The 25,002-nt window shown below is 65.5% G+C and carries 27 protein-coding genes; 18 read left to right on the forward strand and 9 right to left on the reverse strand.

Annotation, left to right across the window (positions count from 1 at the left end; all coding sequences use genetic code 11):
* Positions 1–194: 194 nt before the first annotated feature.
* The 11 genes from JQ591_RS08410 to JQ591_RS08460 all read left to right on the forward strand — a co-directional run bounded on the left by JQ591_RS08410 (position 195) and on the right by JQ591_RS08460 (position 10,671).
* Entirely contained in the window at positions 195–536 is a 342-nt protein-coding gene (locus JQ591_RS08410; protein WP_211395509.1) for a hypothetical protein, read from the forward strand.
* Between the two features lie 134 nt (positions 537–670).
* Positions 671–1,252, forward strand: a complete 582-nt coding sequence (locus JQ591_RS08415) for a helix-turn-helix domain-containing protein (RefSeq protein WP_211395510.1) — start codon at positions 671–673, stop codon at positions 1,250–1,252.
* 40 nt (positions 1,253–1,292) lie between these two features.
* Positions 1,293–1,757, forward strand: coding sequence for a GNAT family N-acetyltransferase (locus JQ591_RS08420; protein ID WP_211395625.1), 465 nt, complete (start codon positions 1,293–1,295; stop codon positions 1,755–1,757).
* A gap of 89 nt (positions 1,758–1,846) precedes the next feature.
* A complete protein-coding gene (locus tag JQ591_RS08425) occupies positions 1,847–2,920 on the forward strand; it encodes a LacI family DNA-binding transcriptional regulator (protein ID WP_211395511.1) in 1,074 nt (357 codons plus the stop codon).
* An 82-nt stretch (positions 2,921–3,002) separates the two neighbouring features.
* The gene (gene xylB, locus JQ591_RS08430) at positions 3,003–4,457 is read left to right on the forward strand and encodes a xylulokinase (RefSeq protein ID WP_211395512.1); all 1,455 of its coding nucleotides are present in this window, start codon (positions 3,003–3,005) and stop codon (positions 4,455–4,457) included.
* Positions 4,458–5,780: a xylose isomerase gene (gene xylA / locus JQ591_RS08435; protein WP_211395513.1), complete on the forward strand. Its 1,323-nt coding sequence runs from the start codon at positions 4,458–4,460 to the stop codon at positions 5,778–5,780.
* Positions 5,781–5,792: 12 nt separating this feature from the next.
* A complete protein-coding gene (locus tag JQ591_RS08440) occupies positions 5,793–6,551 on the forward strand; it encodes an ATP-binding cassette domain-containing protein (RefSeq protein ID WP_211395514.1) in 759 nt (252 codons plus the stop codon).
* Positions 6,551–7,633 carry an ABC transporter permease gene (locus JQ591_RS08445; protein WP_211395515.1) on the forward strand — a complete coding sequence of 361 codons (1,083 nt, stop codon included), beginning with the start codon at positions 6,551–6,553 and terminating at the stop codon, positions 7,631–7,633. The genes JQ591_RS08440 and JQ591_RS08445 overlap by 1 nt, the downstream gene beginning before the upstream one ends.
* Before the next feature lie 94 nt (positions 7,634–7,727).
* Entirely contained in the window at positions 7,728–8,660 is a 933-nt protein-coding gene (locus tag JQ591_RS08450) for a sugar-binding protein (protein WP_211395516.1), read from the forward strand.
* A gap of 181 nt (positions 8,661–8,841) precedes the next feature.
* Positions 8,842–9,819: an aldo/keto reductase gene (locus JQ591_RS08455; RefSeq protein WP_211395517.1), complete on the forward strand. Its 978-nt coding sequence runs from the start codon at positions 8,842–8,844 to the stop codon at positions 9,817–9,819.
* A 3-nt stretch (positions 9,820–9,822) separates the two neighbouring features.
* Entirely contained in the window at positions 9,823–10,671 is an 849-nt protein-coding gene (locus tag JQ591_RS08460) for an amidohydrolase family protein (protein WP_211395518.1), read from the forward strand.
* Positions 10,672–10,808: 137 nt separating this feature from the next.
* On the opposite strand, the gene JQ591_RS08465 is transcribed toward JQ591_RS08460, so the two are convergent.
* From JQ591_RS08465 to JQ591_RS08480, 4 genes are all read right to left on the reverse strand, one after another.
* Positions 10,809–11,174: a nuclear transport factor 2 family protein gene (locus JQ591_RS08465; protein ID WP_211395519.1), complete on the reverse strand. Its 366-nt coding sequence runs from the start codon at positions 11,172–11,174 to the stop codon at positions 10,809–10,811.
* Between the two features lie 153 nt (positions 11,175–11,327).
* Positions 11,328–11,678, reverse strand: a complete 351-nt coding sequence (locus tag JQ591_RS08470) for a RidA family protein (RefSeq protein ID WP_007599359.1) — start codon at positions 11,676–11,678, stop codon at positions 11,328–11,330.
* 95 nt (positions 11,679–11,773) lie between these two features.
* On the reverse strand, positions 11,774–12,691 hold the full coding sequence (locus JQ591_RS08475; RefSeq protein WP_211395520.1) for an alpha/beta hydrolase family esterase: 918 nt from the start codon (positions 12,689–12,691) through the stop codon (positions 11,774–11,776).
* A gap of 3 nt (positions 12,692–12,694) precedes the next feature.
* Positions 12,695–14,353, reverse strand: coding sequence for an FAD-binding dehydrogenase (locus JQ591_RS08480; RefSeq protein WP_211395626.1), 1,659 nt, complete (start codon positions 14,351–14,353; stop codon positions 12,695–12,697).
* A gap of 278 nt (positions 14,354–14,631) precedes the next feature.
* On the opposite strand from JQ591_RS08480, the gene JQ591_RS08485 reads away from it, so the two are divergent.
* The 5 genes from JQ591_RS08485 (at position 14,632) to JQ591_RS08505 (ending at position 18,921) form a co-directional block, all read left to right on the forward strand.
* Positions 14,632–15,153, forward strand: a complete 522-nt coding sequence (locus tag JQ591_RS08485) for a hypothetical protein (RefSeq protein WP_211395521.1) — start codon at positions 14,632–14,634, stop codon at positions 15,151–15,153.
* A gap of 108 nt (positions 15,154–15,261) precedes the next feature.
* Positions 15,262–15,456: a hypothetical protein gene (locus JQ591_RS08490; RefSeq protein WP_211395522.1), complete on the forward strand. Its 195-nt coding sequence runs from the start codon at positions 15,262–15,264 to the stop codon at positions 15,454–15,456.
* Between the two features lie 24 nt (positions 15,457–15,480).
* Positions 15,481–16,071 carry an SCO family protein gene (locus JQ591_RS08495; RefSeq protein WP_211395523.1) on the forward strand — a complete coding sequence of 197 codons (591 nt, stop codon included), beginning with the start codon at positions 15,481–15,483 and terminating at the stop codon, positions 16,069–16,071.
* A gap of 91 nt (positions 16,072–16,162) precedes the next feature.
* Positions 16,163–17,098, forward strand: a complete 936-nt coding sequence (locus JQ591_RS08500; protein ID WP_211395524.1) for a transporter substrate-binding domain-containing protein — start codon at positions 16,163–16,165, stop codon at positions 17,096–17,098.
* Between the two features lie 179 nt (positions 17,099–17,277).
* The gene (locus JQ591_RS08505; RefSeq protein ID WP_211395525.1) at positions 17,278–18,921 is read left to right on the forward strand and encodes a lysine--tRNA ligase; all 1,644 of its coding nucleotides are present in this window, start codon (positions 17,278–17,280) and stop codon (positions 18,919–18,921) included.
* A gap of 197 nt (positions 18,922–19,118) precedes the next feature.
* Here JQ591_RS08505 and JQ591_RS08510 read toward each other — a convergent pair whose 3' ends face one another.
* Both JQ591_RS08510 and JQ591_RS08515 read right to left on the reverse strand, forming a co-directional pair.
* Complete coding sequence (locus JQ591_RS08510) at positions 19,119–19,871, reverse strand: carbonic anhydrase (RefSeq protein WP_211395627.1); 753 nt, start codon at positions 19,869–19,871, stop codon at positions 19,119–19,121.
* Positions 19,872–20,009: 138 nt separating this feature from the next.
* Positions 20,010–20,663 carry a S24 family peptidase gene (locus JQ591_RS08515; protein WP_211395526.1) on the reverse strand — a complete coding sequence of 218 codons (654 nt, stop codon included), beginning with the start codon at positions 20,661–20,663 and terminating at the stop codon, positions 20,010–20,012.
* A gap of 290 nt (positions 20,664–20,953) precedes the next feature.
* Between JQ591_RS08515 and JQ591_RS08520 the strand changes: the two genes are divergently transcribed.
* Positions 20,954–21,298: a DUF952 domain-containing protein gene (locus JQ591_RS08520; protein ID WP_211395527.1), complete on the forward strand. Its 345-nt coding sequence runs from the start codon at positions 20,954–20,956 to the stop codon at positions 21,296–21,298.
* Positions 21,295–22,392, forward strand: coding sequence for a quinone-dependent dihydroorotate dehydrogenase (locus JQ591_RS08525; RefSeq protein ID WP_211395528.1), 1,098 nt, complete (start codon positions 21,295–21,297; stop codon positions 22,390–22,392). Before JQ591_RS08520 ends, JQ591_RS08525 begins: the two co-directional genes overlap by 4 nt.
* A gap of 125 nt (positions 22,393–22,517) precedes the next feature.
* Here JQ591_RS08525 and JQ591_RS08530 read toward each other — a convergent pair whose 3' ends face one another.
* From JQ591_RS08530 to JQ591_RS08540, 3 genes are read right to left on the reverse strand one after another with little or no spacing between them, the layout of a single operon-like run.
* Positions 22,518–23,843 (reverse strand): MATE family efflux transporter, encoded by a 1,326-nt coding sequence (locus tag JQ591_RS08530; RefSeq protein ID WP_211395529.1) that lies wholly within the window; start codon positions 23,841–23,843, stop codon positions 22,518–22,520.
* A gap of 1 nt (position 23,844) precedes the next feature.
* Entirely contained in the window at positions 23,845–24,579 is a 735-nt protein-coding gene (locus JQ591_RS08535) for an MBL fold metallo-hydrolase (protein WP_211395530.1), read from the reverse strand.
* Positions 24,580–24,600: 21 nt separating this feature from the next.
* A complete protein-coding gene (locus tag JQ591_RS08540; protein ID WP_211395531.1) occupies positions 24,601–24,903 on the reverse strand; it encodes a DUF6460 domain-containing protein in 303 nt (100 codons plus the stop codon).
* Positions 24,904–25,002: the final 99 nt, after the last annotated feature.

The raw sequence follows: 25,002 nt of genomic DNA on the forward strand, positions 1-25,002 counted from the left end.
AAATTACTACATTTCAAAGATTTAGCTTTGCCTTGGTTAAAGCTTTTCACTCTCCGTTCTTCGCTTCCCAAGCTGCATACGAGGGTTCGATTCCCTTCGCCCGCTCCAAGCTCTTGAAGAGACAGCGTCGGCCGTATCCCAATCCAGCGCTCGAAGACTTGGGCGAACTGCAACTGGCCTCAAGGTGTTGGTCCATGTGGGCATCCGTCAAAAAGATTCTGGCGAGATCCAAGCTCTTGAATCAGGCTCTGGGCGACGTCGTGTTTGAAACACCTGAAATCAAAGGCGGATATCCACGCTCCTTCCTTCAATGGCGCGTCAAGAAGAGCGTGGAGGGTGGCCAATACTTCGTTGCTCTCAGGATGCGCCCCGACGCTTATGCAGGCCCGGAAGGGGAGCCGACCAATTATATGAGCTTCGACATAGAAGCCGCGTATCGCCTCCGGTCCGATCTCGATCTTTGTATTCGCGAGTATCACCGGCTGGTGGGCGATGCTTCCGCGCGAAATGCGCAGGGGCGAGCAAGGGGCGAATGACGCCACGCTCGCGAACAGGACCAAGATTCTAATATATTGGCCTCCGACGCCCGGCATTGGCCGCTCGCTGGCTTAAGCTCCCTCACGCTTTGGCGGGTGCGGTCTCTGGCCGGGCAACGCTCGGATGAAGGGCCATGGACCAGCAAAAACTCGATCGCGCGATCGGTCGTCGCTTGAAGACGCTGCGGACGCAGGCGGGCATCACGTTGAACGAACTCGCAACGCGCTCCGGCGTCAGCCGGGCCATGATCGGGCGGGTGGAGCGGGCGCAGAGCAGTGCGACGGCTGCGCTGCTCAACAAGCTCTGCGCGGCGCTCGATGTCACGCTGAGCGACGTCGTTGCCCTCGCGGAGAAGCCGCCGGAGCGGCTGGTGCGGCTTGCCGACCAGCCGCATTGGCGCGATCCCGACAGCGGCTACCGGCGGCGCCATGCCTCGCCGCCGGATGCGGCAAGCGGTATCGAGATCATCGTCGTCGACCTGCCGGCCGGCGCGCGCGTCTCCTACAGCCCCTGGGGCCGCAACGCCTTCACCCAGCAGCTGCTGATGCTGGAGGGTGCGGTTTGCGTACATATCGACGCCAAGACTGTGCGTCTGCGTGATGGCGATTGTCTCGATTTCGACGTGATGCGCGCGGTGATCTTCGAGAACGAGACCAGACAGGACGCGCGCTACGTCATCATCACGCGCCGGGGTGCCTCCTACGGGAAGATGTGATGGTGCTGATGCGTTATGAAATCCTGGAGTGAAACAGACGATGCAGATCCGCACCGGCGACACCTTTGATCCGCGCGTCATCGCGCTGCTCGATCATCACGTCACGGCTGCACGGGCGCAGACCGCGCCGGGCAGCGCCCATGCGCTCGATCTCTCCGGGCTGCGCGCGCCCGACGTCGCGTTCTGGACCGGCTGGGACGGCGAGGTACTGGTCGCCGTCGGCGCGCTGAAATCGCTTTCGGCTGCGCATGGCGAGGTGAAGTCGATGCACACGCTCCAGACCACGCGGCGGCGCGGCTTTGGCGGCGAGATGCTCCGCCACATCATCACGCAAGCCCGCGCGCGCGGCATGGGGCGGCTCAGCCTCGAAACCGGCTCATGGGACTATTTCAAGCCGGCGCACGCGCTCTACCGGGCGCATGGCTTTGTCCTTTGTGGTCCGTTCGAAGGTTATGCCGAGGATTCCAACAGCCTGTTCCTGACCCTCGACCTGACGGGCGGCTAAGGCGCCGTAGCGCAACCCTGGCTCGAAAACAGCGCTGCACCCCTCAAAATGAGTTGCGCACCTCAAAACACCTCTGCTAGCCTTCAGCCATGGCCGAGACGCTCACCACGACCGCGCTGACGCTGAAGGACATCGCCCGCCAGGCCGGCGTCAGCCTCGCGACGGTTGACCGCGTCCTGCACAATCGTCCGGGCGTGCGGCCGGATACAGTCCGGCGCGTCAAGGAGGCGATTGAACGCAATTCGTTCCAGCCGCATGTGGCCGCCGCCGAGCTCGCCCGCGGCCGCGCCCGCCGTTTCGCCTTCGTGATGCCATCGGGGCCGAACCCGTTCATGCAGCAGATCCAGGACTATCTCGGCGAGATGTCGGGCTGGCTGTCGGCCCGCCGCCTCGGCGTCGAGACGGTCGCAACCGACGTGTTCGATCCGTCCGTGCTCGCTGCTTCCCTGGAAGGGCTCTCTGACGATTACGACGGCATCGCCGTGGTGGCGCTGGACCATCCCGGTGTCCGCGCCGCCATCGACGATCTCGTCGATGCCGGCACCAGTGTCGTGACGCTGGTCTCGGACGTGCCGTCGTCGCGGCGGCATCATTATGTCGGTATCGACAACATTGCCGCGGGGCGCACCGCCGGCGCGCTGGTCGGGCGGCTGGTCGGACAAAGGTCCGGCAAGGTCGCGATCGTCGCGGGCTCGCAGGGCCTGCGCGATCACGCCGAGCGCATTTTTGGCTTCAACCAGGTGATGGCGTCGGAATTCCCCGGCCTCAGCGTGCTGCCGGTGCTGGAAGGACGCGACGAGGATGGGCGTTCCGAACAGGTGTTGGCGCGGCTGCTGGGCAGGCATGCTGACATTGTCGGCCTTTATAACGTCGGCGCCGGCACGCAAGGCGTCGCCAAGGCGTTGAGTGACAAGGCGTTGAATGAGAAGGCGTTGAGCGATGCCGGCCGCGACAAGCAGGTGGTGTTCGTCGGACACGACGTCACCGCGCTGACGCGCCGGCTGCTGCTGCAGGGCGTGATGGATGCCGCGATCTCGCAGAACCCCGGACACGAAGCGCGCGCCGCCGTGCGCGTGCTGCTCGCGCTCGCCCGCGGCGAGCCGATCTTGCGCGAACAGGAGAAGATCAGGATCGACATCGTGATGCGGGACAACCTGCCTTAGCGGCAGGTGGAATTCAAAACGACCCGTTGCGGGCAAGGCGACGTTGAGCTCGCGCACCGCAACTGGCGAAAGGGAGGATGGCGTGTATCTCGGAATCGACATCGGCACATCGGGTGTGAAAGCGGTGCTCGTGAGCGAAGCCGGCGCGGTTCTCGCGACGGCGGCGCGCGAGCTTGCGCTGTCGCATCCCGCGCCGCTGTGGTCCGAGCAGGATCCCGATGCCTGGGTCGATGCGGCGGTCGGCGCGATCGACGATCTTGCCGCCCGCCATCCGCGCGAGGTCGCGCAAGTGCGCGGCATCGGGCTGTCCGGCCAGATGCATGGCGCGACGCTGCTGGATGAGGACGGACGGCCGCTGCGCCCCGCGATCCTCTGGAACGATGGCCGCTCGCATGCCGAATGCATCGCGCTGGAGCGGCGCTGTCCATCGCTGCATACGATCGCCGGCAATCTGGCAATGCCCGGCTTCACCGCGCCAAAGCTGCTCTGGGTCGCCAGGCACGAGCCGAAAATCTTCGCGCGCATCGCAAAGGTGCTGCTGCCGAAGGCCTATGTGCGTTATCGCCTGACCGGCGAGATGATCGAGGACATGTCGGACGCGGCCGGCACGCTGTGGCTCGATGTCGGTCTGCGCCGCTGGTCAGCCCTGCTGCTGCATGCCACCGGGCTCGATCTGCACCACATGCCGCGCCTCGTCGAGGGCAGCGAGGTCAGCGCGATGCTGGCGCCGGACTACGCGCAACGCTGGGGCATGGCAAAGGATGTCGTGGTCGCCGGCGGCGCTGGCGATAATGCCGCGAGCGCGATCGGGCTCGGCGCCATCGCGCCGGGGGATGCGTTTCTGTCTCTGGGAACTTCAGGCGTGGTGTTTCGCGTCACTGATCGGTTCGCGCCGGCGCCGGCCTCGGCGGTGCATGCGTTCTGCCACGCGCTGCCCGGCCGCTGGCATCAGATGGGCGTGATGCTATCGGCTGCGGCGTCGCTGGCCTGGCTCGCGGGCGTGATGGAGATGCCCGCGCCTGCGCTGCTGGCGCCGCTCGGCGAGCGCGTCGATGGACCAAGCCCGGTCAAATTCCTGCCTTATCTCGACGGCGAGCGCACGCCGCACAACGATGCCGCCGCCAGCGGCGCCCTGGTCGGCCTGCGCGGTGCGACCGGGCGCGGGCAGATCGTTCAGGCCGTGCTCGAAGGCGTCGCCTTCGCCGCGCGCGACAATCTGGCGGCGCTGAGCGCGGCCGGCGGGCCGCTTGCCGAGGTCGATCTTGTCGGCGGCGGCTCGCGCTCGCCGCTGTGGGCGCAGATCTGCGCCGATGTGCTCGGCATTCCCGTCCACCGCGTCGAGGAAGGCGAGGTCGGGGCGGCGCTCGGCGCCGCCAGGCTCGGCCGGCTCGCCGCCACCGGCGAAGACGCGGCTGCGGTGTGCACCCGTCCGCGGCGGCTCGCGAGCTTTACGCCGCGCGCATCGGTCAGCGCGGCCTATGACGAGGCCTATCGCCGCTGGCGCGAGCTTTATCCTGCGTTGAAGGAGTGTGCCTGAGTGAACGCGTCCGCGAAATTCTTCGATACAAGCACGCCTGTCGCCTTCGCCGGCGGAGATGCGGGAAACACGCCCGCCTTCCGCTGGTACGACAAGGACCGCCTCGTCCATGGTCGCAGGCTGGAAGACCATCTGCGCTTTGCGGTCTGCTATTGGCATTCGTTGTGCTGGCCCGGCGGCGATCCGTTTGGCGGTGAGACGTTCCTGCGGCCCTGGCACCACGGCACCGATGCGATGGCGCAGGCGCGCGCCAAGGCGGATGTCGCCTTCGAGCTGTTCCGCCTGCTCGACGTGCCCTTCTTCACCTTCCACGACGTCGATGCGGCGCCGGAAGGCAACTCGCTCAGCGAATCCGTCGCCAACCTCAACGCCATCGCCGATCTGTTCGAAGCGAAGATGGCGCAAAGCAAAGTGCGCCTGCTCTGGGGCACCGCCAATTTGTTCACGCATCGCCGCTACATGGCGGGCGCTGCGACCAATCCAGACCCGGAGATCTTCAGCTATGCCGCCGGCCAGGTCCGCGCCGCGCTCGAGGTGACGCACCGACTCGGCGGCCAGAACTACGTGCTGTGGGGCGGCCGCGAGGGCTACGAGACGCTGCTCAACACCGATCTCAAGCGCGAGCTCGACCAGCTCGGCCGCTTCGTCTCGCTCGTCGTCGAGCACAAGCACAAGATCGGCTTCAAGGGGCCGATCCTGATCGAGCCGAAGCCGAAGGAGCCGACCAAGCATCAATATGATTTCGACGTCGCCACCTGCTACGGCTTCCTCGCGCGCTACGACCTGCTGAAGGACGTCAAGCTCAACATCGAGCAGAACCACGCCATCCTCGCCGGCCACTCCTTCCATCACGAGGTCGCGCTCGCCGAGGCGCTGGGTGTCTTCGGCTCGCTCGACATCAACCGCGGCGACGATCTGCTCGGCTGGGACACCGACCAGTTCGCGATGAACGTGCCGGAGCTCGCTCTGGTGTTCCACGAGATCCTGAACCGTGGCGGCTTCACCTCGGGCGGGCTGAATTTCGACGCCAAGATCCGCCGCCAGTCGATCGACCCCGACGATTTGATTCATGCCCATGTCGGCTCGATGGACGCCTGCGCGCGCGCCTTCCTCGCCGCCGCGGACATGGTCGACGCCGGCGTCCTCACTGCGCCGCTCGCGAAGCGCTACGAGGGCTGGGCCGGGCCCGAGGGCCGCGCCATTCTCGGCGGCCAGCGCTCGCTCGCCGAACTTGCCGACCGCGCGCTCGGCCCGGGCTTTGACCCGCAGCCGCGCTCGGGCCGGCAGGAATATCTGGAATCCCTGGTCAACCGCTACGTCTGAGGAAAGCCGCCGATGACAACGACTGAAGCGACACCGGTTCTCGAGCTGACCGGCATCGGCAAGGAGTTCGGCGCGATCCGCGCGCTTCACGGCGTCGACCTGCAGGTCCTCCCCGGCGAGGTCGTCGGCCTGATGGGCGACAACGGCGCGGGCAAGTCGACGCTGGTCAAGATCATCGCCGGCAATTTCCGCCCCAGCCACGGTGAAATCCGCTTCGCCGGCAGCGCGGTTCATTTCAACCGGCCCATCGATGCGCGCGGCGTCGGCATCGAGGTGGTCTACCAGGACCTTGCACTGGCCGACAATCTCACCGCAGCGGCCAACGTCTTCCTCGGCCGCGAGCTGAAGCGCAGGTTCGGCCCGTTCGCGTTGCTCGACCACAAGGCGATGGCGGCGCGTGCGCTGGAGCTGTTCGGCGAGCTGCGCTCGGAAACGCGCCCCGACGATCTCGTCAAGCAGATGTCGGGCGGCCAGCGCCAGGCGGTTGCGATCGCGCGGACGCGGCTCTCCAATGCCAGGCTGGTGATGATGGACGAGCCGACGGCCGCGATCTCGGTGCGCCAGGTCGAGCAGGTGCTCGGCCTGATCCACCGACTGAAGGAGCAGGGCGTTGCCGTGATGCTGATCTCGCACCGCATGCCCGATGTGTTCGCGGTGTGCGACCGCGTCATCGTCATGCGCCGCGGCGAGAAGCGGGCCGACAAGCCCATCCACCAGACCTCGCCCGAGGAAGTCACCGCCCTGATCACCGGCGCTAAGGAGGCGGCGTGATGGCCATGCCCATGGAATCTCCGATCAGCTTCACCAATGTCGGCCGGATCAGGTGGTGGCAGCGCGGCATCTTCGCGTCACAGACCGGCTATGTCCTGCTCGCGCTGGCGGTGCTGCTGGTGGTCATGCATTTCGCCAGCCCGTATTTCTTCACCGAAGGCAACATTCAGAACGTGGCGAAGAATTTCTCCTTCATCGCCATCGCCACGCTCGGCGTCACCTTCGTGATCATCACCGGCGGCATCGACCTGTCGGTCGGCTCGATGATGTGCTTCTCCGCCATGATCACCTCGATGGTGATGACCGAGCTGTCGGCGCCCGGCTCGGCCGCGGGCTCCCTGTTCGTGCACATGGCGGCCGACGGCAAGACCGTGCTGGCCAATGTCCCCGGCCTGATCCTGCTGGTCTCGATCCTCGCGGGCCTCGGCGTCGCGCTGCTCGCCGGCCTCGTCAACGGCTTCTGTATCGCCGTGCTCGGCCTGTCGCCCTTCGTCACCACGCTCGGCATGCTCTCGATCGTGCGCGGGCTCGGCTATGTCGTCTCCAACGGCCGCGGCAGTTTCCCGGGCGGACCGGATGCCGATTATTTCTACGCGCTCACCTCGGGCGACGTGCTCGGCGTGCCGGTGCCCTTCATCTATCTGGTGGTCCTCGCGCTGGCGATGGCCGTGGTGCTGCACCACAGCTCGTTCGGCCGTCACGTGTTCGCGCTCGGCGGCAACGAGAAGGCGGCCGAACTCACCGGCATCCCGGTCGTGCGGGTGAAGATCGAGGTCTATGTGACCTGCGCGCTCGCCGCGGGCCTCCAGGGCATCATCATCTCCGGCTGGCTTGGGTCGGCGCCGGCCAACATGGCGACGTCCTACGAGCTCAACGTGATCGCTGCGGCCGTCATCGGCGGTGCCAATCTCGCCGGCGGCATCGGCGGTCCGTTAGGGGCCATCGTCGGCTGCGTGCTGCTCGAGGTGATCCGCAACGGCCTCGTGCTCGCCCAGGTCAGCTCCTACTGGCAGCAGACGCTGGTGGGCGTGATCATCATCCTGGCCGTACTGGTCGACCGCATCCGCTCGCGGATGATCTGAAATGACGTCGTTCCGGGAGGGCAACGAAAATGTCGCCTGTCCGCTTCCCGGACGATCTTAAGAGGATGGGCGCCAAAGAAGGGTGGAGGAGACGATGAGGAAACTTCTTTTTGCCGGCATCGCCGTCGCGATGATGGCAACGCCGGCGTTTGCCGCGAACTACCGTTTCGTGATCGTGCCCAAGGCGATGAACAATCCGTTCTTCGACTTCGCGCGCGACGGTTGCCTGAAGCGTGCCAAGGAGCTCGGCAATGTCGAGTGCATCTACAAGGGGCCGGTCGAGCATGAGCCGGCGACGCAGGCCCAGATCATCCAGGACTTCGTCACCCAGAAGGTCGACGGCCTCGCCATCTCGGTCGCCGACGTCGCGGCCATGACCAAGTCGATCGAGGCGGCGACAGCGGCCGGCATCCCCGTCATCACTTTCGATGCCGATGCACCCGGCTCCAAGCGCATCGCCTATATCGGCACCAACAACAAGGAGTTCGGCGTCGCACTCGGCAAGCAGCTCGTGAAGTTGCGGCCCGACGGCGGCAAATACGCCATGGTCTCGGGTGGTCCAGGCGCCAAGAACCTCGCCGAGCGCGTCGACGGCGTCCGCGAGGCGCTGAAGGGCTCGAAATGGACCGAGGTCGCGGGCTCTCCGACGTTCTGCAACGACGATCCCGCGCTGGCGGTCCAGCAGATGACCGACGTGCGGACTTCGACGCCTGACCTTGCGGCGATCGTTCCCATCGGCGGCTGGCCGATGTTCGCCCCCGAGGGCTTCAAGGCCTTCGCTTCGAGGTCCAAGAAGGACATCGATTCCGGCAAGTTCACGCTGGTCGTCGCCGACACGCTCAAGATGCAGCTCGAGCTGCTGCGTGACGGCTATGCCAATGCGCTGGTCGGCCAGCGTCCGTTCGAGATGGGCGAGAAGGCGATGGACACGCTGCTCGCCATCAAGAAGGGCGAGAAGGTGCCGGAGATCGTCTATACCGGCCTCGATCTCGTCACCAAGGACAACGTTGCGCAGATGTTGAAGTAGGAGCGCCGCCAGCCCCGCGCTCCTGCGTGCCTCTCCCGCTTGCGGTTTTCGCAAGCGGGAGAGATGATTTTGGCTGTTGGAAGCGAGACTTCCGGACACAAGACTTGCGGAAGCACGATTTGCGGAAGCAGGAGTTTCGAAAAAAGACTTGCGGAAAGAAGACTGTTGGAAGGCAATGGGAATGAAAAGGTCGCGGCTCGGCTCTCTCGACGTCACCTCACTCGGCCTCGGTTCCGCCCCGCTCGGCGGATTGTTCACCCCCGTCAGCGATGCCGATGCCGAAGCGACGATCGCCCGCGGCTGGTCGCTCGGAATCCGCTTCTTCGACACCGCGCCGCTCTACGGCTTTGGCCTCGCGGAGCGACGGCTTGGCGCATTCCTGCGGCAACAGCCCCGCGACTCCTACACCATCTCGACCAAGGTCGGCCGCCTGTTGCGTGCGCCCGATGGCGCTGCCGCCGAGGACGAGCATTACAAGGGCACGTCGCGCGAACGGCCGGTATTCGATTTCAGTTATGACGGCGTGATGCGATCGGTGGAGGAAAGCCTGGCGCGCCTGGGGCTCGACCGCGTCGATGTCCTGCTCGTGCATGACCCCGACGACCATTACGATGACGCCGTGGCCGGCGCCTTCCGCGCGCTCCAGCGCCTGCGCGCCGACGGTACCGTCAAGGCGATCGGTGCCGGCATGAACCAGTCGGACATGCTGGTTCGGTTTGCGGAGGCCGTTCCGGTCGACTGCTTCCTGCTGGCCGGCCGCTACACGCTGCTCGACCAGGGCGCGCTGGATGCGCTGTTCCCGATCTGCGCCGCGAAGCGCATCGGCATCCTGCTCGGCGGCATCTACAACAGCGGCATTTTGGCCAATCCGCACGCGGGCGCGAAGTTCGACTATCAGGATGCCGATGCGGCACTCATCGCCCGTGCGCTCGCGCTCGACGAGCTCTGCCGCAAGCACGGCATCGAGCTGAAAGCCGCCGCGCTGCAGTTCTGCATGGCCCATCCGGCCGTCACGGTCGCCGTGATGGGCGCGCGCAACGCCGCGGAAGTCGCCGACAACATCGCGATGTCGGAGATGGCGGTGCCGGCGGCGTTCTGGCAGGAGCTGCGTGGGCGAAAACTCGTCGACGCCCGCGCGCCGTTGCCGGGCGGAGCGTAAGTCATGATCGTCGACGGGCATCAGCATTTCTGGGATCCCGCGCGCGCCGACTATCCCTGGATGGATGCGCCCGAGCTCACGCCGATCCGGCGCGCCTTCGGCCCAGCTGATCTGGCACCGCTCTTGAACGCGAACGGCATCGACGCGAGCATCGTGGTGCAGTGCCGCTCCGCGCTCGAGGAGACCGAGGAATTCCTGCGGATCGCGCATGCGACGCCCTCGGTGATCGGCGTCGTCGGCTGGGCTGATCTGACCGACGCTGCACTTGGCGAAACGCTGGACCGGCTGCGCGCGTCGCCCGGCGGCGACAAGCTGGTCGGTATCCGCCACCAGGTTCATGACGAGGCCGATCCTGACTGGCTGCTGCGCGAAGACGTCCAGCGTGGTCTCACGGCCGTGTTTGCGCACGATCTCGCCTACGATTTCCTGGTCCGCACCCGCGAGCTGCCGGCCGCGATCGCAACCGCACAAGCCTTCCCGCAGGCGCGCTTCGTGCTCGACCACGCGGCCAAGCCGCCGATCGCCGACGGCGGAAGCAACGAATGGTCCGATCGCATCGCGGCACTCGCGGCGTGCGGCAATGTCTGGTGCAAGGTCTCGGGGCTGGCGACGGAAGCGGTGTGGAACGATTGGGATGCGGAGCGGCTGTTCCCGTTCGTCGCGCACGCCGCGAAATGCTTTGGCGAGGATCGCCTGATCTTCGGCTCGGACTGGCCGGTGTGCCTGCTTGCCGGAAGCTACGGCGAGATCAAGGGGGCGCTGGAGGCATGCCTGATGAAGCTCGGGCCGCAGGTGCGGGAGAAGGCGTTTGGTGTGAACGCGAAGGCTGCGTATCGGTTGGCGGTTGATTGAGGTGGCACACCGGCGTTTCCGCATCGTCATGGCCGGGCTTGTCCCGGCCATCCACGCACTTGGTCGCCAACTGCACGAAGAACGTGGATGCCCGGGACAAGCCCGGGCATGACGAGATTGGGAATTCCAGGCGCTGCTCACGCGCCCGCGGGCACCTGGTCCAGAAATCCCGTTATGCTCCTGATGCGGCCGTCCTTCAGCACGGCGAAGTCCGTCCCCTTGATCGGGCTGTCGACGCCGTCGGGGCCGAGGCCCCAGTTGAAGCGGACGTGGTCGCCATAGCCGTTGGGCTCGCCGATCAGCGTGAACTTGAAGTCGGGGAAGCGCTGCTGCACGCCTGCGATCAGCGCATCGACGCCGTCATGGCCGTCGCCCTTCATCAGGGGATCGACATAGCTCGCATCCGCCGTCCAGTTCTCGCTGAGCAGTTCGCGACGGCGGCTGGTGGCGCGCTCGTTCCAGAGATCGATGTAGCGGCGGGCGATGGTGATGGGGTCGGTCATTGTCGTCTCCTTCGATGGCGCCGTTCGGCTGACCTGACTATCGAAGGTTCGCGCGCGCTGATCGATTACCTCGGAGGTCATGCGCCAGAAACAACTGAAGCGCGATGATGTTCTCATCGCGCTTCAGACGTTCCCAATAATGTTGTCGCGAAGTTACTTCGCCGCGGTGACCATGATCTCGACGGTGTATTGCGCCGCGGCGAGCTTGGCTTCGACGGTGGCGCGTGCCGGGGTGTTGCCGGGCGAGACCCAGGCGTCCCACACTGCGTTCATCTCGCCAAACGTCTTCATGTCGGTGATGTAGATCGTGGCCGAGAGCAGTTTCGACTTGTCGGTGCCGGCCTTGGCGAGATGGCTGTCGATGGTCGCCAGGATGTCCTGGGTCTGCTTGGTCACGCTTTCGCCGGCGGCGTTGTTGGCGACGACACCGGCAAGATAAACGGTGTTGCCGTGCACGACGACCTGGCTCATGCGCGGGCCGGTTTCAAGACGCTGAATGCTCATTGGGGAACTCCTTTGAATGGCGGCCCTGTCTAGCGCAGCGGCCCGCTGCGTGCCACCCCAGCGGCGCATGCGTCGCCGGGGATGCATGCATCGCTTTATGGAAACCGGCTGAAGAACGTCCAGATCGTCTCGGCGCCGTCGATGTCGGCGTTCTGCGGCCCAAGCAGGCGTGCCGCGATCTTCGGGAAGCGGGCATCCGGAGCGAAGCCGGGCATGCGGTGGCCGCCATGGTTGACGCGATAGAGCACGACGTCGTGCCCCGTCGGGCAGCGCGAGGTGATCCGTGTGACGGTGGACTGGTCGGCGAGATTTTTGTCGGGCAGGTCTGTCACGCCAGCGTCATCCGCCTCGCAGCCATTGAGCTTGCGCCAGAACGCCAGCGTCTCGTCGGTGGACCAGAACCCGTCTGCGGCAAAATAGCTCGATCCGCGGCCGCCTTCGTAGGGGACCAGCGGGTCGGCCGTGCCGTTGATGATCAGCATAGGCAGCGGCCGCGACGGATGGCATGTGACCGCGGCTTCCTCGGTGAGATTCATGATCACGCTGGCGCCGGCCGCAAACAGATCGGCGCGGGCGCAGACGAGCGTCATCGCCATGGCGCCGCCATTGGAAACGCCGGTGACGTAGACGCGCTTCGCATCGGCGGTGCCGTCGGCCACGAGCTTGTCGACGAGCTTTGCGATGAACGCGATGTCATCGGTGCCCGGAGGTGGTCCACGAAGCGCGGGTCCTGCCTTCGTCCTCGCATCGGCCCAGGCATTGTTGAGCCCGTCGGGAAAGACCACGGCAAACCCTTCGCGCTTGGCGACCTGCGGCCACGCCGTCCGCGTCATCATGTCGGCGCCGCGCTGGGTCTTGCCGTGCAGCACGACTACGAGCGGCACGAGCCGCTTCGTCGGCAGTTGCACAGTGTAGGACCGCTTCACACCGTCGATGTCGATCGTGTCGGCGGATGCAGCCGAGGCGGCAGCCAATGCCGCAACAAACGCCCCGATGCGCATCCGCCGCCGCATGATCTAGCCCACCGCCTTCGCCGCGGCGCGGCCCGCATTGCGGCCCGAGAACAGGCAGCCGCCGAGGAACGTGCCTTCCAGCGAGCGATAGCCGTGCACGCCGCCGCCGCCGAAGCCGGCGGCTTCGCCCGCCGCATAGAGGCCGGGGATGACGCTGCCCTCCTCGCCGAACACGCGCGAAGAGAGGTCGGTCTCGAAGCCGCCCAGCGTCTTGCGGGTGAGGATGTTGAGCTTGACCGCGATCAGCGGCCCCTGCGCGGGATCGAGGATGCGGTGCGGGGAGGCGGTGCGGATCAGTCTGTCGCCGATGTAGCGCCGCGCATTGTGGATGTTCATCACCTGCGCGTCCTTGACATAAGGGTTGGCGATCTCCCGGTCGCGCGCCTCGATCTGCATCTTGATGTGCTCGAGCTTGAGGAGGTCGCTGCCGGCCAGCTTGTTCATGGCCGCGACGAGGTCCTCGATCTTGTCGCGCACGATGAAGTCGACACCATGGCTTTTGAACGCTTCCACCGGCGCCGGCGCGCCCTTGTTGGTGGCGCGCTTGATTGTCATGCGCCAGCTCTTGCCCGTGAGGTCGGGGTTCTGCTCCGAGCCCGACAGCGCGAACTCCTTCTTGATGATGCTTTGGGTCAGGATGAACCAGGAATAATCATAGCCGGTGGACATGATGTATTGGAGCTGGCCGAGCGTGTCGGAGCCGGGGAAGAGCGGCGCCGGCAATCGCGCGCCAGTGGCGTCGAACCACATCGAGGAGGGGCCGGGCAGGATGCGGATGCCGTGGCGCGGCCAGATCGGATTCCAGTTCTGGATGCCTTCGACATAGTGCCACATGCGGTCGCGATTGATCAGCCGCGCGCCTGATTTCTCGGTGATGCCGATCATGCGGCCGTCGACATGCTCGGGCACGCCGGAGATCATGAATTTCGGCGGCGCGCCGAGCCGCTTCGGCCAGTTCTGCCGCACCAGCTCGTGATTGCCGCCGATGCCGCCGGAGGCGACGATCACGGCTTGCGCCTTCAACGCAAACTCGCCGACGACGTTGCGCGATGAGCTCTTGCCGCGCTCGACATTGTCGGGGGCGAGAATGGCGCCGCTGACGCCATCCACCGTGCCGTTGGTGATCGAGAGCGCATCGACGCGGTGGCGGAACCTGAAGCTCAGCCGGCCGCTTCCGACGGCCTCGCGCGCGCGGCGCTCGAACGGCTCGACGATGCCGGGCCCCGTGCCCCAGGTGACATGAAAGCGCGGCACCGAATTGCCGTGGCCCATCGCGTCATAGCCGCCGCGCTCGGCCCATCCGACCACGGGGAAGATGCGGTGGCCCATCGCGCGCAGCCAGGCACGCTTCTCGCCGGCCGCGAACGCCACATAGGCCTCGGCCCATTGGCGCGGCCAGAAGTCATCGTCACGGTCGAAGCCGGCGGTGCCAAGCCAGTCCTGCATCGCAAGGTCGAAGGAGTCCTTGATGCCGAGCCGACGCTGCTCCGGCGAATCGACCAGGAACAATCCGCCGAACGACCAGAACGCCTGGCCGCCGAGCGACTGCTCGCCCTCCTGGTCGACCACGATCACGCGCTTGCCGGCGTCCGCGATCTCGGTTGCGGCCACGAGGCCCGACAGTCCTGCGCCGACAACGATGACGTCGGTCTCTTCAGCCATGTCGTTGGCCATGTGTTTCCCCCTCCATCGGTTCCCCCCTGTAGTTGCCCGGATTGAAGCCAGCGGTTGCAACTGAGATCAAGGGTGTGGCGCGTAAGACATCGTTAACTTGTTCCACTTCGGGATAAAGACCGGCCGAGTGCAGCGTGGGCGCAACACTGGATTTGAATTTGTTTTGAGCGAGCCGGCATGCCTAGACAAAACCGCGGTTACGACAGACCCTAGCAGGGCATCACCACCTGACACGCAGATTCGCATTTGACTGGGGGCGGGGGCCAATGAAGTTTCTGACGGGGTTGCTTGCGGCGGTTCTCCTGATCGCGGGCGTGGGGGCTTCTCACGCAGTGGTTCGGATCGCGGATGATCGCGGCGGCCGGATCGGAACCTACGTCGACAAATACCAGGACCTGCGCCAGTCCGGTGACACCGTCATCATCGATGGCCTTTGCGCCTCGGCCTGCACCATCGTCCTCGGCGCCATCCCGTCCGACCGGATCTGTGTGACCTCGCACGCGACGCTCGGCTTCCACGCCGCCTGGGATTTCGGCACCAACGGCCGCGCCGTCACCAATTCCGAAGCGACCCAGATGCTCTATGCGATGTATCCGTCGCAGGTGAAGCGCTGGATCATGCAGCGCGGTGGCCTCACCCCGCACATGCTCTTCCTGAAGGGCAAGCAGCTCCAGGCCATGTACAAGCCCTGCTACCTGGACGCGCAGGCCTCGACCAACAAGCCCTCGCGCGGGCCACTCCCGCAAGCGGACCGGCTCGAATCCGCCCGGGGCCAGCTCCTGCACTGACATCCTCGGCCTGACGGGATTGTTTGCCAGCCAGCGGCGCCTTGCCCGCAGGCGGGGCAAAGCTTATCTGAACGCTCGGGAACTCCGGCCTTCACCCCGATCGTTGTCATGGCTCAACCACTGCACCCCGCCCATCCTGTATCGGACAATTCGCCCACTGCTGGCCGGACGCCGTTCGTGCTGCTGTTGGCAGCTGCTGGCGTCGGCGGCCTGGTCGTCCTCGGCGCGCTCGTGCTCTGGTTCCACTACGGCAGCCAGGTGTTCTTCGAAATGGTCAGGACCGGCTTTGCCGCCTGCTTCTGACCCGCGACAGGAAGTTTTCCGCCCATGAGCTCCGCCGCCCGTCCGCTGGTGATCGCGACCGCCTTCGCCGCAAGCCTCGTCGTTGGGCTCTTGATCGTATTCTGGGCCATGGGCGGGGTCAGCAAGGTGGCGCAGCCGGCCGCGATCGGCGGCCCGTTCCAGCTCACCGACCAGAACGGCAAGGCCGTCACCGACAAGAACCTGAAGGGCAAGCCGACCCTGATCTTCTTCGGCTACACCCATTGCCCCGATGTCTGCCCGACCTCGCTGTTCGAGATCTCGGAAGTGCTCCGCGCGATGGGCAAGGACGCCGACAAGGTCAATGCCGTCTTCATCTCGGTCGATCCCGAGCGCGATACACCTGCGACGATGAAGGAATATCTGTCGAGCTTCGACCCGCACCTCGAAGGCCTCAGCGGCGATCCTGCCGAGACCGCCAAGGTGATCACCTCCTACCGGGTCTACGCCAAAAAGGTCCCGACCAAGGACGGCGACTACACCATGGACCACACCGCGCTGATCTATCTGATGGACCGCGACGGCCGCTTCGTCTCGCCGTTCAACCTGAAGCGCACGCCGGAAGAGGCCGCGGTGGAGTTGAAGCGGTATCTGTAGGCTCCGCGATTAACCGCAATCGGCCCTCGCGTTCCCGGGCGGATGGTCTATAAGGCCCTCCGATCCCACGAAATTCGTTCATTTCCCGCCGATGGCCCCGTCGCGACAGGCAAAATCGTTCAAAACCGTGCGCCGTGTCCTGCTCGGCGTGGCGGCTGGCGTTTGCCTGCTCGCGGGCCTGCCCGGCGCGCAGGCACAGGTGCCGGCCAAGCAGCCTCCGGCGGCCCCCCAGGCCACCCCGCAGGTCGCGCCCCAGGCAGCCCCGCAGGCCGTACCCGGCTTCTGGGACCCGCGGCGGCGGCCGGAACGGCCGGACCTGTCGCGCCTGACCGTGATCCGTTTCCTGACCGAGACTGACTATCCACCGTTCAACTACACCGGCGCCGACGGCAATCCGGCCGGCTTCAACGTCGACCTCGCCCGCGCGCTGTGCGAGGAGATCAAGGTCACCTGCACCGTGCAGATGCGCCGCTTTGAGACGCTGGTCGATGCGCTCGCCTCCAACCGGGGCGATGCCATCATTGCCTCGATGGCGGTGAGCCCGCAGCTCCGCGCCCGCGTCGACTTCACCGACCCCTATTATCGCGTGCCGGCGCGCTTCGCCTCGCGCAAGGACGCGGTGATGCCGGAGATCCGGCCCGAATATCTCGAGGGCAAGAAGGTCGGCGTCATCGCCGGCTCCGCGCATGAAGCCTATCTCAAGGCGATGTTCACCGACGCCGAGCTGCACCCCTATCCCAATGACGATGCCATGCGCGGCGCCCTGCGCAAGGGCGAGGTCGACTTCATCTTCGGCGACGCCATCGCGCTCGCGTTCTGGATCAACGGCACCGATTCCGGCGATTGCTGCGCCTTCTCCGGCGGCCCCTTCGTCGAGAGCCGTTTCTTCGGCGAAGGCATCGGCATCGCCGTGCGCAAGGGCAACGACGTGCTGCGCCAGGCCCTGAACTGGGCGATGTTCCGTGTCTGGGAAAAGGGCCGCTACACGGATTTGTGGCTGCGGTATTTCTCGGTGAGCCCGTTTTAGCTTCGCTGCCTCCTCGTCGTCATTGCGAGGAGCGTAGCGACGAAGCAATCCAGAGTGCTTCTGCGGAAAGATTCTGGATTGCTTCGCTTCGCTCGCAATGACGGTCGGTGCGGTTGCCCACCCCGCAAAATTGCATTCTGCCTGGAAATCGCTATTTTCCGCGGCCCGGAGGCCCCTCAATGTCCGTTATCGATCTTGCCGCGAACCCGAGCGATCTGCGTGCGCTCGCCGAACAATCCAACGCCTGGCCTTTCGAGCAGGCGAAGGCCATTGTCGCGCGGCTGAAGAAAAGCCCGAAGGACGAGGTGCTGTTCGAGACCGGCTACGGGCCATCAGGCCTGCCGCATATTGGCACCTTCGGCGAGGTCGCGCGCACTTCGATGGTGCGGCACGCCTTCCATGTGCTGACCGAAAACAAGATCAGGACGCGCCTGCTCGCGTTCTCCGACGACATGGACGGGTTTCGGAAAGTGCCCGACAACGTCCCCAACAAGGAGATGCTGGCCGCGCATCTCGGCAAGCCGCTGACGCGGGTGCCGGATCCGTTCTCCAACGAGTACCCGTCGTTCGGGCACCACAACAATGCGCGGCTGCGCGCCTTCCTCGATCATTTCGGCTTCGACTACGAATTCGCGAGCTCGACCGACTACTATACGTCGGGCCGTTTCGACGCGACGCTGCTCAAGATGCTCGCGGCCTACGACAAGGTGATGGCGATCATCCTGCCGACGCTCGGACCCGACCGCCGCGCGACCTACTCGCCGTTCCTCCCGATCAGCAAGACGACGGGTGTCGTGCTGCAGGTGCCGATGATCCGCCGCGATGTCGCGGCGGGCACGGTGACTTATGTCGATCCGGACACGAACCAGGAGGTCGAGACGCCCGTCACCGGCGGAAATGTAAAATGCCAGTGGAAGGCCGACTGGGCGATGCGCTGGGTCGCGCTCGGCGTCGATTACGAGATGGCCGGCAAGGACCTGATCGATTCGGTAAAACTCTCCGGCGCGATCGCGAGGGCGCTCGGCGCCACGCCGCCGGAAGGCTTCAACTACGAGCTCTTCCTCGACGACAAGGGCCAGAAGATCTCGAAGTCGAAGGGCAACGGCCTCACCATCGACGAATGGCTGCGCTATGCCTCGCCGGAATCGCTGTCGCTGTTCATGTATCGCGAGCCGAAGGCGGCCAAGCGGCTGTATTTCGACGTCATCCCGCGCAACGTCGACGACTACCAGCAGTTCATCGACGGCTTTGCCAAGCAGGACGCCAAGCAGCAGCTCGGCAATCCGGTCTGGCATGTCCACAGCGGCCATCCGCCGAAGTTCGACATGCCCGTCACGTTCCAGCTCTTGCTGACGCTGGTGTCGTCGTCGAATGCGGAGAATGCCGAGACGCTATGGGGTTTCATCGGCCGCTATCGGCCCGGCGTGAGCCCGCAGACGCATCCCAAGCTCGATGCGATGGTCGGCTATGCCATCAACTACTACCGCGACTTCGTCGCGCCGACGAAGACGTTCCGCGAACCGACCGAGACCGAGCGCGCGGCGCTACAGGATCTGCGTGACGCGCTATCGCAGCTTCCGCAGGACGCATCGGCCGAGGACATCCAGAACGTCGTCTACGAGATCGGCCGCCGCGAGCCGTTCCTCGACCAGGTCAAGAAGGGCAAGGACGGCCGTCCCGGCGTGACACTCGACTGGTTCAACATGCTCTACCAGGTGCTGCTCGGCCAGGAAAAGGGTCCGCGCTTCGGCTCCTTCGTCGCGGTGTATGGCGTGCAGAACGCGGTGAACATGATCGACGGCGCGCTGGCGCGGAGTGCGTAGCGGTGTTGTAGGAACGGGATGTTTCTACAACGTCGTCCCGGCGAAGGCCGGGACCCATACCGCGTGATCTATCGGGTAGCGACGGTCGTCGTACCGAAGCGCAATTTCGATCCTCCGCCCAACTTCTCCCTGTGGCTATGGGTCCCGGCCTTCGCCGGGACGACAATTTTGGTTGGGTGCTGACCTTCAGCCCCCGCTCAGATCGACCGCAGCACGTAGCGCCGGTTGTCCTTCTGCACCGGGCGCGCGTTCATCGGATAGAGCTTTGCGAAGGCGGCAACATCGGTGGCCGACACCTGGATCGGGTCGGTCAGCAGCAGCCATTCGACGACCTCGGAACAGGGCGGCGTCGTCAGCGAGCCGGGATAGCGGAAATAGCTGAGCCTCGTGGGCAACATGGCGTGGGGATCGATGGTCGTATCCGCCTTCACGGCGGGACCTTCCGCGGCCGGCATGGTCTTGACGATCTTGCCGAAGGCCGGGTTCGGCCTGCCCTCGGCCATCAGCACGCCGACCACGGCGAGCCCGCCGGCATCGTTGCGGTGGACGAAATGCGCCTCCATCGGAAAATTCTTGCCGCCGATCATGTGCTCGCTCGGCCGGTGGAAATGCACCTGGAGCAGCTTGTATTTGACGTCGCCGAGCGTGAGCGTGCTGCCCTCGGTGAAGTTGAGCTGGATCGTGTGCCCGTTGTTGACGATGGTGTCGGCGCTCTTGCCCCAGTTCAGCTTCAGCGCGGGCAATTGCGATTTGACCGTCGCCTCGATGTCGATCGGCGATTGTTGCAGGCCGACCGCGCAGGCCTTGTTGGCCGCGTCGAGATCGCCCCATTTGGCCGGCGCGCCGATGCCCTCATAACTCCAATGCGCACCTTCGGCGGCGTAGGCCGGCTTGCAGAGCGGACAAAGCGCAAGACCCGCCAGGGCCTTCAATGCGTGACGTCGATTCATCATATTCCCTCAAGATGAATTTGATCGGCAATTGGTGGCCGCAACCTATGCGAGAGAGATGCTGAGTCGCAAGGCTGCCCGCGGCGAATGCGGCGCGGCTGACGTCATCGCCCGGTCACGACGCCAGGCGAGACGCGATCACTGGCTTGCCCACACGATCCGCGCGATCCAGCCGACGTCGCTCGCCGCCATCGTGCGCTCGGCCTGTGAGGCATCGAGCGGCTGCAAAGCGAGAGCCTTTGCCGTGCGGCGCTTCAGCGTCGCCACCGTCACCGCGCCCGCCTTGGTCTTCATCACCACGCGATCCCCTTTGCGGATCGGCGCGCCGGGCGAGACCAGGATGATGTCGCCGTCGCGATAGGCGGGCGCAAGCGCGTCGCCGGAAATCTGCAGCGCGAAGCTGTGGTTGCCCTCGGCGGCGGGAAGGGCAAACTCGGTCCAGCCCTTGCCGATGGGAAAGCCGGACTCGTCGAAGGCGCCGCTCACGCCCGCCAGCGCGAAGCCGAGCAGCGGCACCGAGCGGCCGTCGCCTGCCTCGTCGCCGACCAGCCTGGCAAAGATATCGATCGACGAATCTGCCGCCGCCAGCGCTTTCGCGATCGATTCGGTCGAGGGCCAGCGCTCGCGGCCGTCGGAGGTGACGCGCTTGGACTTGTTGAAGGTGGTGGGATCGAGCCCGGCGCGCTTGGCGAGGCCCGACGGCGACAAGCCGGCGCGCGCCGCCAGCCGATCCAGTGCGACCCAGATCTGGTCGTGTGTCAGCATCCTCTGCGCTTTGGCCTGCCTGACCATGGGAAGGTCCAGCCCGTCGCAACTCAGGAAAACTATCCTCAAATCAACCGGTTTTCCATTTTTCGCGCAAGGGGGAGGCGGGCGCGTTTTCAAGCGTAGTGGATACCGGTTCGCATCAGGAAAACGCGTCAAAACAGGAATTTGGAGCCCGTTCCGATTTCATCGGAGCGGAAATGGCTCTAAGCCTTGAGTTCGGAGGGGGCGGCCATTACGGTCGCGCCCGGGTTTCAGGGACCCGCACGAGACGAAAACCCCAAAAGACTCAACGAGCAAACAGGGCTGCGCAAGCGGTGGTCAAGATCTACAAAATCTGTCCGGCCTCGGCCTGGCGCGAGGCGGAACGGCAGGGTGTCTACCGCGGCAGCGCGGACGATTCGCGCGACGGATTCATCCATTTCTCGACCGCCGCCCAGGTTCCCGAGACCCTGCGCAAGCATTATTTCGGGCAGCGCGCGCTGTTCCTGGTCGAGGTCGACGACAATGCGCTCGGCAGCGAATTGCGCTGGGAGCGTTCGCGCAATGAGGAGCTGTTTCCGCATCTCTATGGCGAGCTCGATCTCGGTGCGGTGCTCTCGGTGATGAACCTCAACACGCGCTCCGACGGCGGCCACGATGTTCCGGAGCTTGCCCCGTGATCCGCGCTTTCGACGCTCTCTCGCTGCCGGTGTTGCGCTGGCTCGATCCGGAGGATGCGCATCGCCTCGCGATCCAGGGCCTGCGCTTTCTGCCGCCCGGCAAGCCGCATGCTGATGATCCCAAGCTCGCGGTACGTGCCTTCGGGCTCAACTTCCCCAATCCGATCGGCATGGCCGCGGGCTTCGACAAGAGCGCCGAAGTGCCGGATGCGCTGCTGCGGCTCGGCTTCGGCTTCGTCGAGATCGGCTCGGTGACACCGAAGCCGCAAAGCGGCAATCCGCGGCCGCGGCTGTTTCGTCTGGAGCGCGACGAGGCCGTGATCAACCGCATGGGCTTCAACAATGACGGCGCGGAGATCGCGTTGCGCCGGCTCGCGGCGCGCGCGCAGCACGGCGGCATCGTCGGCGTCAATGTCGGCGCCAACAAGGATTCGCCTGATCGCGTCAATGATTACGTCAGGCTGATCGAGACCTTTGCGCCGGTGGCGAGCTATTTCACCGTCAATGTCTCCTCGCCGAACACGCCGGGCCTGCGCAATTTGCAGGAAGGCGCGCTGCTCGACGATCTCCTCGCCAGGGTGATCGACGCGCGCGAGCGGGTGCGCCAGAAGGCCGGCGACACGCCGGTGCTGCTCAAGATCGCGCCGGATCTAAGCCTCGCCCAGCTCGACGACGTCGTGCAGGTCGCGCGCTCGCGCCGGGTTGACGGCATGATCGTGTCGAACACCACGATCGCGCGGCCGAGCACGCTGCGCGAGGAGATGCGCGCGAAGGAGCAGGGCGGCCTGTCCGGCCGGCCGCTGTTCCGGCTGTCGACGCGGATGGTCGCCGAGACCTATGTGCGCGTCGAAGGCGCATTCCCCCTGATCGGCGTCGGCGGCGTGGACTCGGGCGGCGCCGCGCTGACGAAAATCCGCGCCGGTGCGAGCCTGATCCAGCTCTATTCCTCGCTGGTCTACAAGGGCCTCGGCCTCGTCGACGAGATCAAGCGCGACCTCGCCTCGACGCTATTGCGCACCGGGAGGGATTCTCTCTCCGAGATCGTCGGCACCGACGCCGCCACGCTGACGGCGGAAGACTGGCCGGGGATGTGAGGCGGTCTCGTGCCCCGGATGCAGCGCAGCGCGTAGCGGTGCGCTGCTGATCCGGGGCCCATGCCTGCTGGGTCCCGGCTCTGCGCAGCAGCGTTTCACGCTGCAGCGCGTCCGGGACACGAGAGCTACGATTTCGGAAACGTCTTCCTGTACTGCGCCGGATAGCGCGCGGCCTGCAGGCCGCCGCGCGAGACGTAGGAGGCAATCAGCGCGCTCCACAGTCCGGCATTGCCGAACGATTGCAGCGCCCACCATGTGGCGAGGAAGATCGCGAGCGAGGCCAGCATCAGATTGCGCATCTCGCGCGCCCAGGTCGCGCCGATATAGATGCCGTCGAAGCCGAAGGCGAACACGCCCGGAATGGGCGCAAGCACGACGAACGGCAGGAATTCCCGCGCGCCGCGACGGACGGCTTCGCTCGCCGTCATGAAATCAATCAGGGTCGGCCCAAACAGGGCGAACAACGCGGACACGACCAGCGCGAAGCCGAGCCCCCATAGCAGCACCAGCCGGGTCGAATCCGCAAATCCCTTGGCGTCGCGTGCGCCAAGCGTGCGGCCGCAAAGCTGCTGGGCTGCGTTCGCAAGACCATCGAGGAAGAAGGCGCTGACCAGCAGAAAGTTGTTGAGCACCGAATTGGCGGCCAGCGTGACGTCGCCGGACCGCGCGCCCTTGGCGGTGAAGAACAGGAACACGGCGATCAGCGCCGCGGTGCGGATCAGGATATCGGAATTCACCGCCAGCAGCCGCATCAGCTTGGCCCGGTCGAACAGGGCTGCGTATGGCACCGCGAACCCACCGGCCGCATAGCGGCGGCAGACGATCACGCCGAGTCCGAACCCGGCCGCTTCAGACAGCACCGCTGCGATCGCAGCACCCGCGATGCCGGTATCGTAGACCAGCACCAGCAAAATCGTCGCCGCCGCGTTGACGAGATTGATGACGACCTGGAGCGCGAGCGCGGGATTGGCGCGGGCCTGGCCGACCAGCCAGCCGAGGATGACATAATTGGCGAGCGCCAGCGGCGCCGACCAGATCCGGATCACGAAGTAGGTTTTTGCCGCGCGCGTGACGCCTTCGCTGCCGCCCATCAGGTCGAACAGCACGGCGGCCAGCGGCAGTTGCAGCACGATCAGCGCTATGCCGATCAGACCGGCGACGATGAAGCCGCGCACCAGGATCGCGGTCAGCTCGCGCGTCTCGCCGGCGCCGAGCGCCTGCGCCGTGAAGGCGAGCGTGCTCATGCGCAGGAAGCCGAACAGCCAGAACAGGCAATCGAAGATGACGGACGCTATGGCGACGCCGCCGAGCAGCGCGGCGTCGTCCAGCCGTCCGATCGCGGTGGTCGAGACCACGCCGATCAGCGGCGTGGTGAGGTTCGCGACCATCGCGGGGCCTGCGATGGCGAAGACCTGACGGGAGCCGATCTTTAAGTGAACGGGTGCGTGCATGTCAGAACACGAGCACCATGCCGTCTTCGGCGGCGAGATGCGCGATGTCGTCGAGGCGCGACAGCACGTCTTCGCTCATATGGGTGAGGACGAGGCGTTTTGCGCCGATTTCGGGAAGATGCTGTTCCAAGGTCTTCAGGCTGAGGTGATTCTTGACCACCTTCTCGTACATATAGGCTTCGGCGATGAAAAGGTCCGCGCCATGCGCCAGCGGAATGAGCGTCTCCGTCCATTCGGTATCGGCGCTGTAGGCCAGCGTGCGGCCCTCGGCTTCTACGCGATAGGCGAGGAACGGTCCGCCGGATTCGCCGTGCACGACGGGGTAGGGCGTCACAGTCAGCGCGCCGAAGCTTTGGCTCTGCTCGGGCGTGAGCTCGACGACGGACAGCTCGAAGCGCTGTTTCGTCTTCGAGGAGTGCTCGAACAGAGCCTCCATCACCTCACGCAGCCGCGTCTCGATGCCCTTGGGGCCGGCGATCGTGAGCGGCCGCGTCCGCCGCGAGAATTGTGCGTCGAGCAGGACAAACGGCAGCCCGGCAAAATGGTCGCCGTGGAAATGCGTGATCAGGATGAGATCGATGTCATTGCGGTCGATCTCGAGTCGCTTCAGCGCCGGCAGAGCCGACGCGCCGCAATCGATCAGGAAGTTGGCCTCGCGCCCCGAGACGTGGAAGCAGGTGTTGAGCCTGCCGCCGGATCCGAAGGCGTCGCCGCAGCCGACAAAGCGCAATTGCATCGGCCGCTGGCTCCCAAATCCTTACCTGCGCGGCGCGCCGAAAACGCGCATCAGCAGCCAGATCGGGATCACGATGACGGCGCCGAGCAGGAAGTAGCGCCACAGCCAGTTCACGGTATCGAAGCCGAGATCCCACAGCCGCTGGAACAAGAGACGAATGCTGTTGATGATATTCCAGGGATCGAAGCCGATCGCCGCCAGCACGACGCCGACGAGGATCGAGAGCAGGACCAGGCGAAACGCGACCGCCAGCGGCGAGCCGCCGAGAAAGCGGTTCAGGCCATCACTGCGGCCGGCCGGCAAATCTCTGACGTCTTGGACCATCTGGAAACTCCTTGGGCGGATTCGACCCTATCATAGGGCACGGCGGGGGACATGGGGAACCCGTAACGGGGCGTCAATCGGCTTACGGGATTTTAATTC

The organism is Bradyrhizobium canariense (assembly GCF_018130465.1).
Classification (GTDB): Bacteria; Pseudomonadota; Alphaproteobacteria; order Rhizobiales; family Xanthobacteraceae; genus Bradyrhizobium; species Bradyrhizobium canariense_C.

Coding starts and splice junctions, on each gene's coding strand:
- JQ591_RS08410 (WP_211395509.1), top strand. CDS start 195: ATGTGGGCATCCGTCAAAAAGATTCTGGCGAGATCCAAGCTCTTGAAT.
- JQ591_RS08415 (WP_211395510.1), top strand. CDS start 671: ATGGACCAGCAAAAACTCGATCGCGCGATCGGTCGTCGCTTGAAGACG.
- JQ591_RS08420 (WP_211395625.1), top strand. CDS start 1,293: ATGCAGATCCGCACCGGCGACACCTTTGATCCGCGCGTCATCGCGCTG.
- JQ591_RS08425 (WP_211395511.1), top strand. CDS start 1,847: ATGGCCGAGACGCTCACCACGACCGCGCTGACGCTGAAGGACATCGCC.
- JQ591_RS08440 (WP_211395514.1), top strand. CDS start 5,793: ATGACAACGACTGAAGCGACACCGGTTCTCGAGCTGACCGGCATCGGC.
- JQ591_RS08445 (WP_211395515.1), top strand. CDS start 6,551: ATGGCCATGCCCATGGAATCTCCGATCAGCTTCACCAATGTCGGCCGG.
- JQ591_RS08450 (WP_211395516.1), top strand. CDS start 7,728: ATGAGGAAACTTCTTTTTGCCGGCATCGCCGTCGCGATGATGGCAACG.
- JQ591_RS08455 (WP_211395517.1), top strand. CDS start 8,842: ATGAAAAGGTCGCGGCTCGGCTCTCTCGACGTCACCTCACTCGGCCTC.
- JQ591_RS08460 (WP_211395518.1), top strand. CDS start 9,823: ATGATCGTCGACGGGCATCAGCATTTCTGGGATCCCGCGCGCGCCGAC.
- JQ591_RS08465 (WP_211395519.1), bottom strand. CDS start 11,174: ATGACCGACCCCATCACCATCGCCCGCCGCTACATCGATCTCTGGAAC.
- JQ591_RS08470 (WP_007599359.1), bottom strand. CDS start 11,678: ATGAGCATTCAGCGTCTTGAAACCGGCCCGCGCATGAGCCAGGTCGTC.
- JQ591_RS08475 (WP_211395520.1), bottom strand. CDS start 12,691: ATGCGGCGGCGGATGCGCATCGGGGCGTTTGTTGCGGCATTGGCTGCC.
- JQ591_RS08480 (WP_211395626.1), bottom strand. CDS start 14,353: ATGGCTGAAGAGACCGACGTCATCGTTGTCGGCGCAGGACTGTCGGGC.
- JQ591_RS08485 (WP_211395521.1), top strand. CDS start 14,632: ATGAAGTTTCTGACGGGGTTGCTTGCGGCGGTTCTCCTGATCGCGGGC.
- JQ591_RS08490 (WP_211395522.1), top strand. CDS start 15,262: ATGGCTCAACCACTGCACCCCGCCCATCCTGTATCGGACAATTCGCCC.
- JQ591_RS08495 (WP_211395523.1), top strand. CDS start 15,481: ATGAGCTCCGCCGCCCGTCCGCTGGTGATCGCGACCGCCTTCGCCGCA.
- JQ591_RS08500 (WP_211395524.1), top strand. CDS start 16,163: ATGGCCCCGTCGCGACAGGCAAAATCGTTCAAAACCGTGCGCCGTGTC.
- JQ591_RS08505 (WP_211395525.1), top strand. CDS start 17,278: ATGTCCGTTATCGATCTTGCCGCGAACCCGAGCGATCTGCGTGCGCTC.
- JQ591_RS08510 (WP_211395627.1), bottom strand. CDS start 19,871: ATGAATCGACGTCACGCATTGAAGGCCCTGGCGGGTCTTGCGCTTTGT.
- JQ591_RS08515 (WP_211395526.1), bottom strand. CDS start 20,663: ATGGTCAGGCAGGCCAAAGCGCAGAGGATGCTGACACACGACCAGATC.
- JQ591_RS08530 (WP_211395529.1), bottom strand. CDS start 23,843: ATGCACGCACCCGTTCACTTAAAGATCGGCTCCCGTCAGGTCTTCGCC.
- JQ591_RS08535 (WP_211395530.1), bottom strand. CDS start 24,579: ATGCAATTGCGCTTTGTCGGCTGCGGCGACGCCTTCGGATCCGGCGGC.
- JQ591_RS08540 (WP_211395531.1), bottom strand. CDS start 24,903: ATGGTCCAAGACGTCAGAGATTTGCCGGCCGGCCGCAGTGATGGCCTG.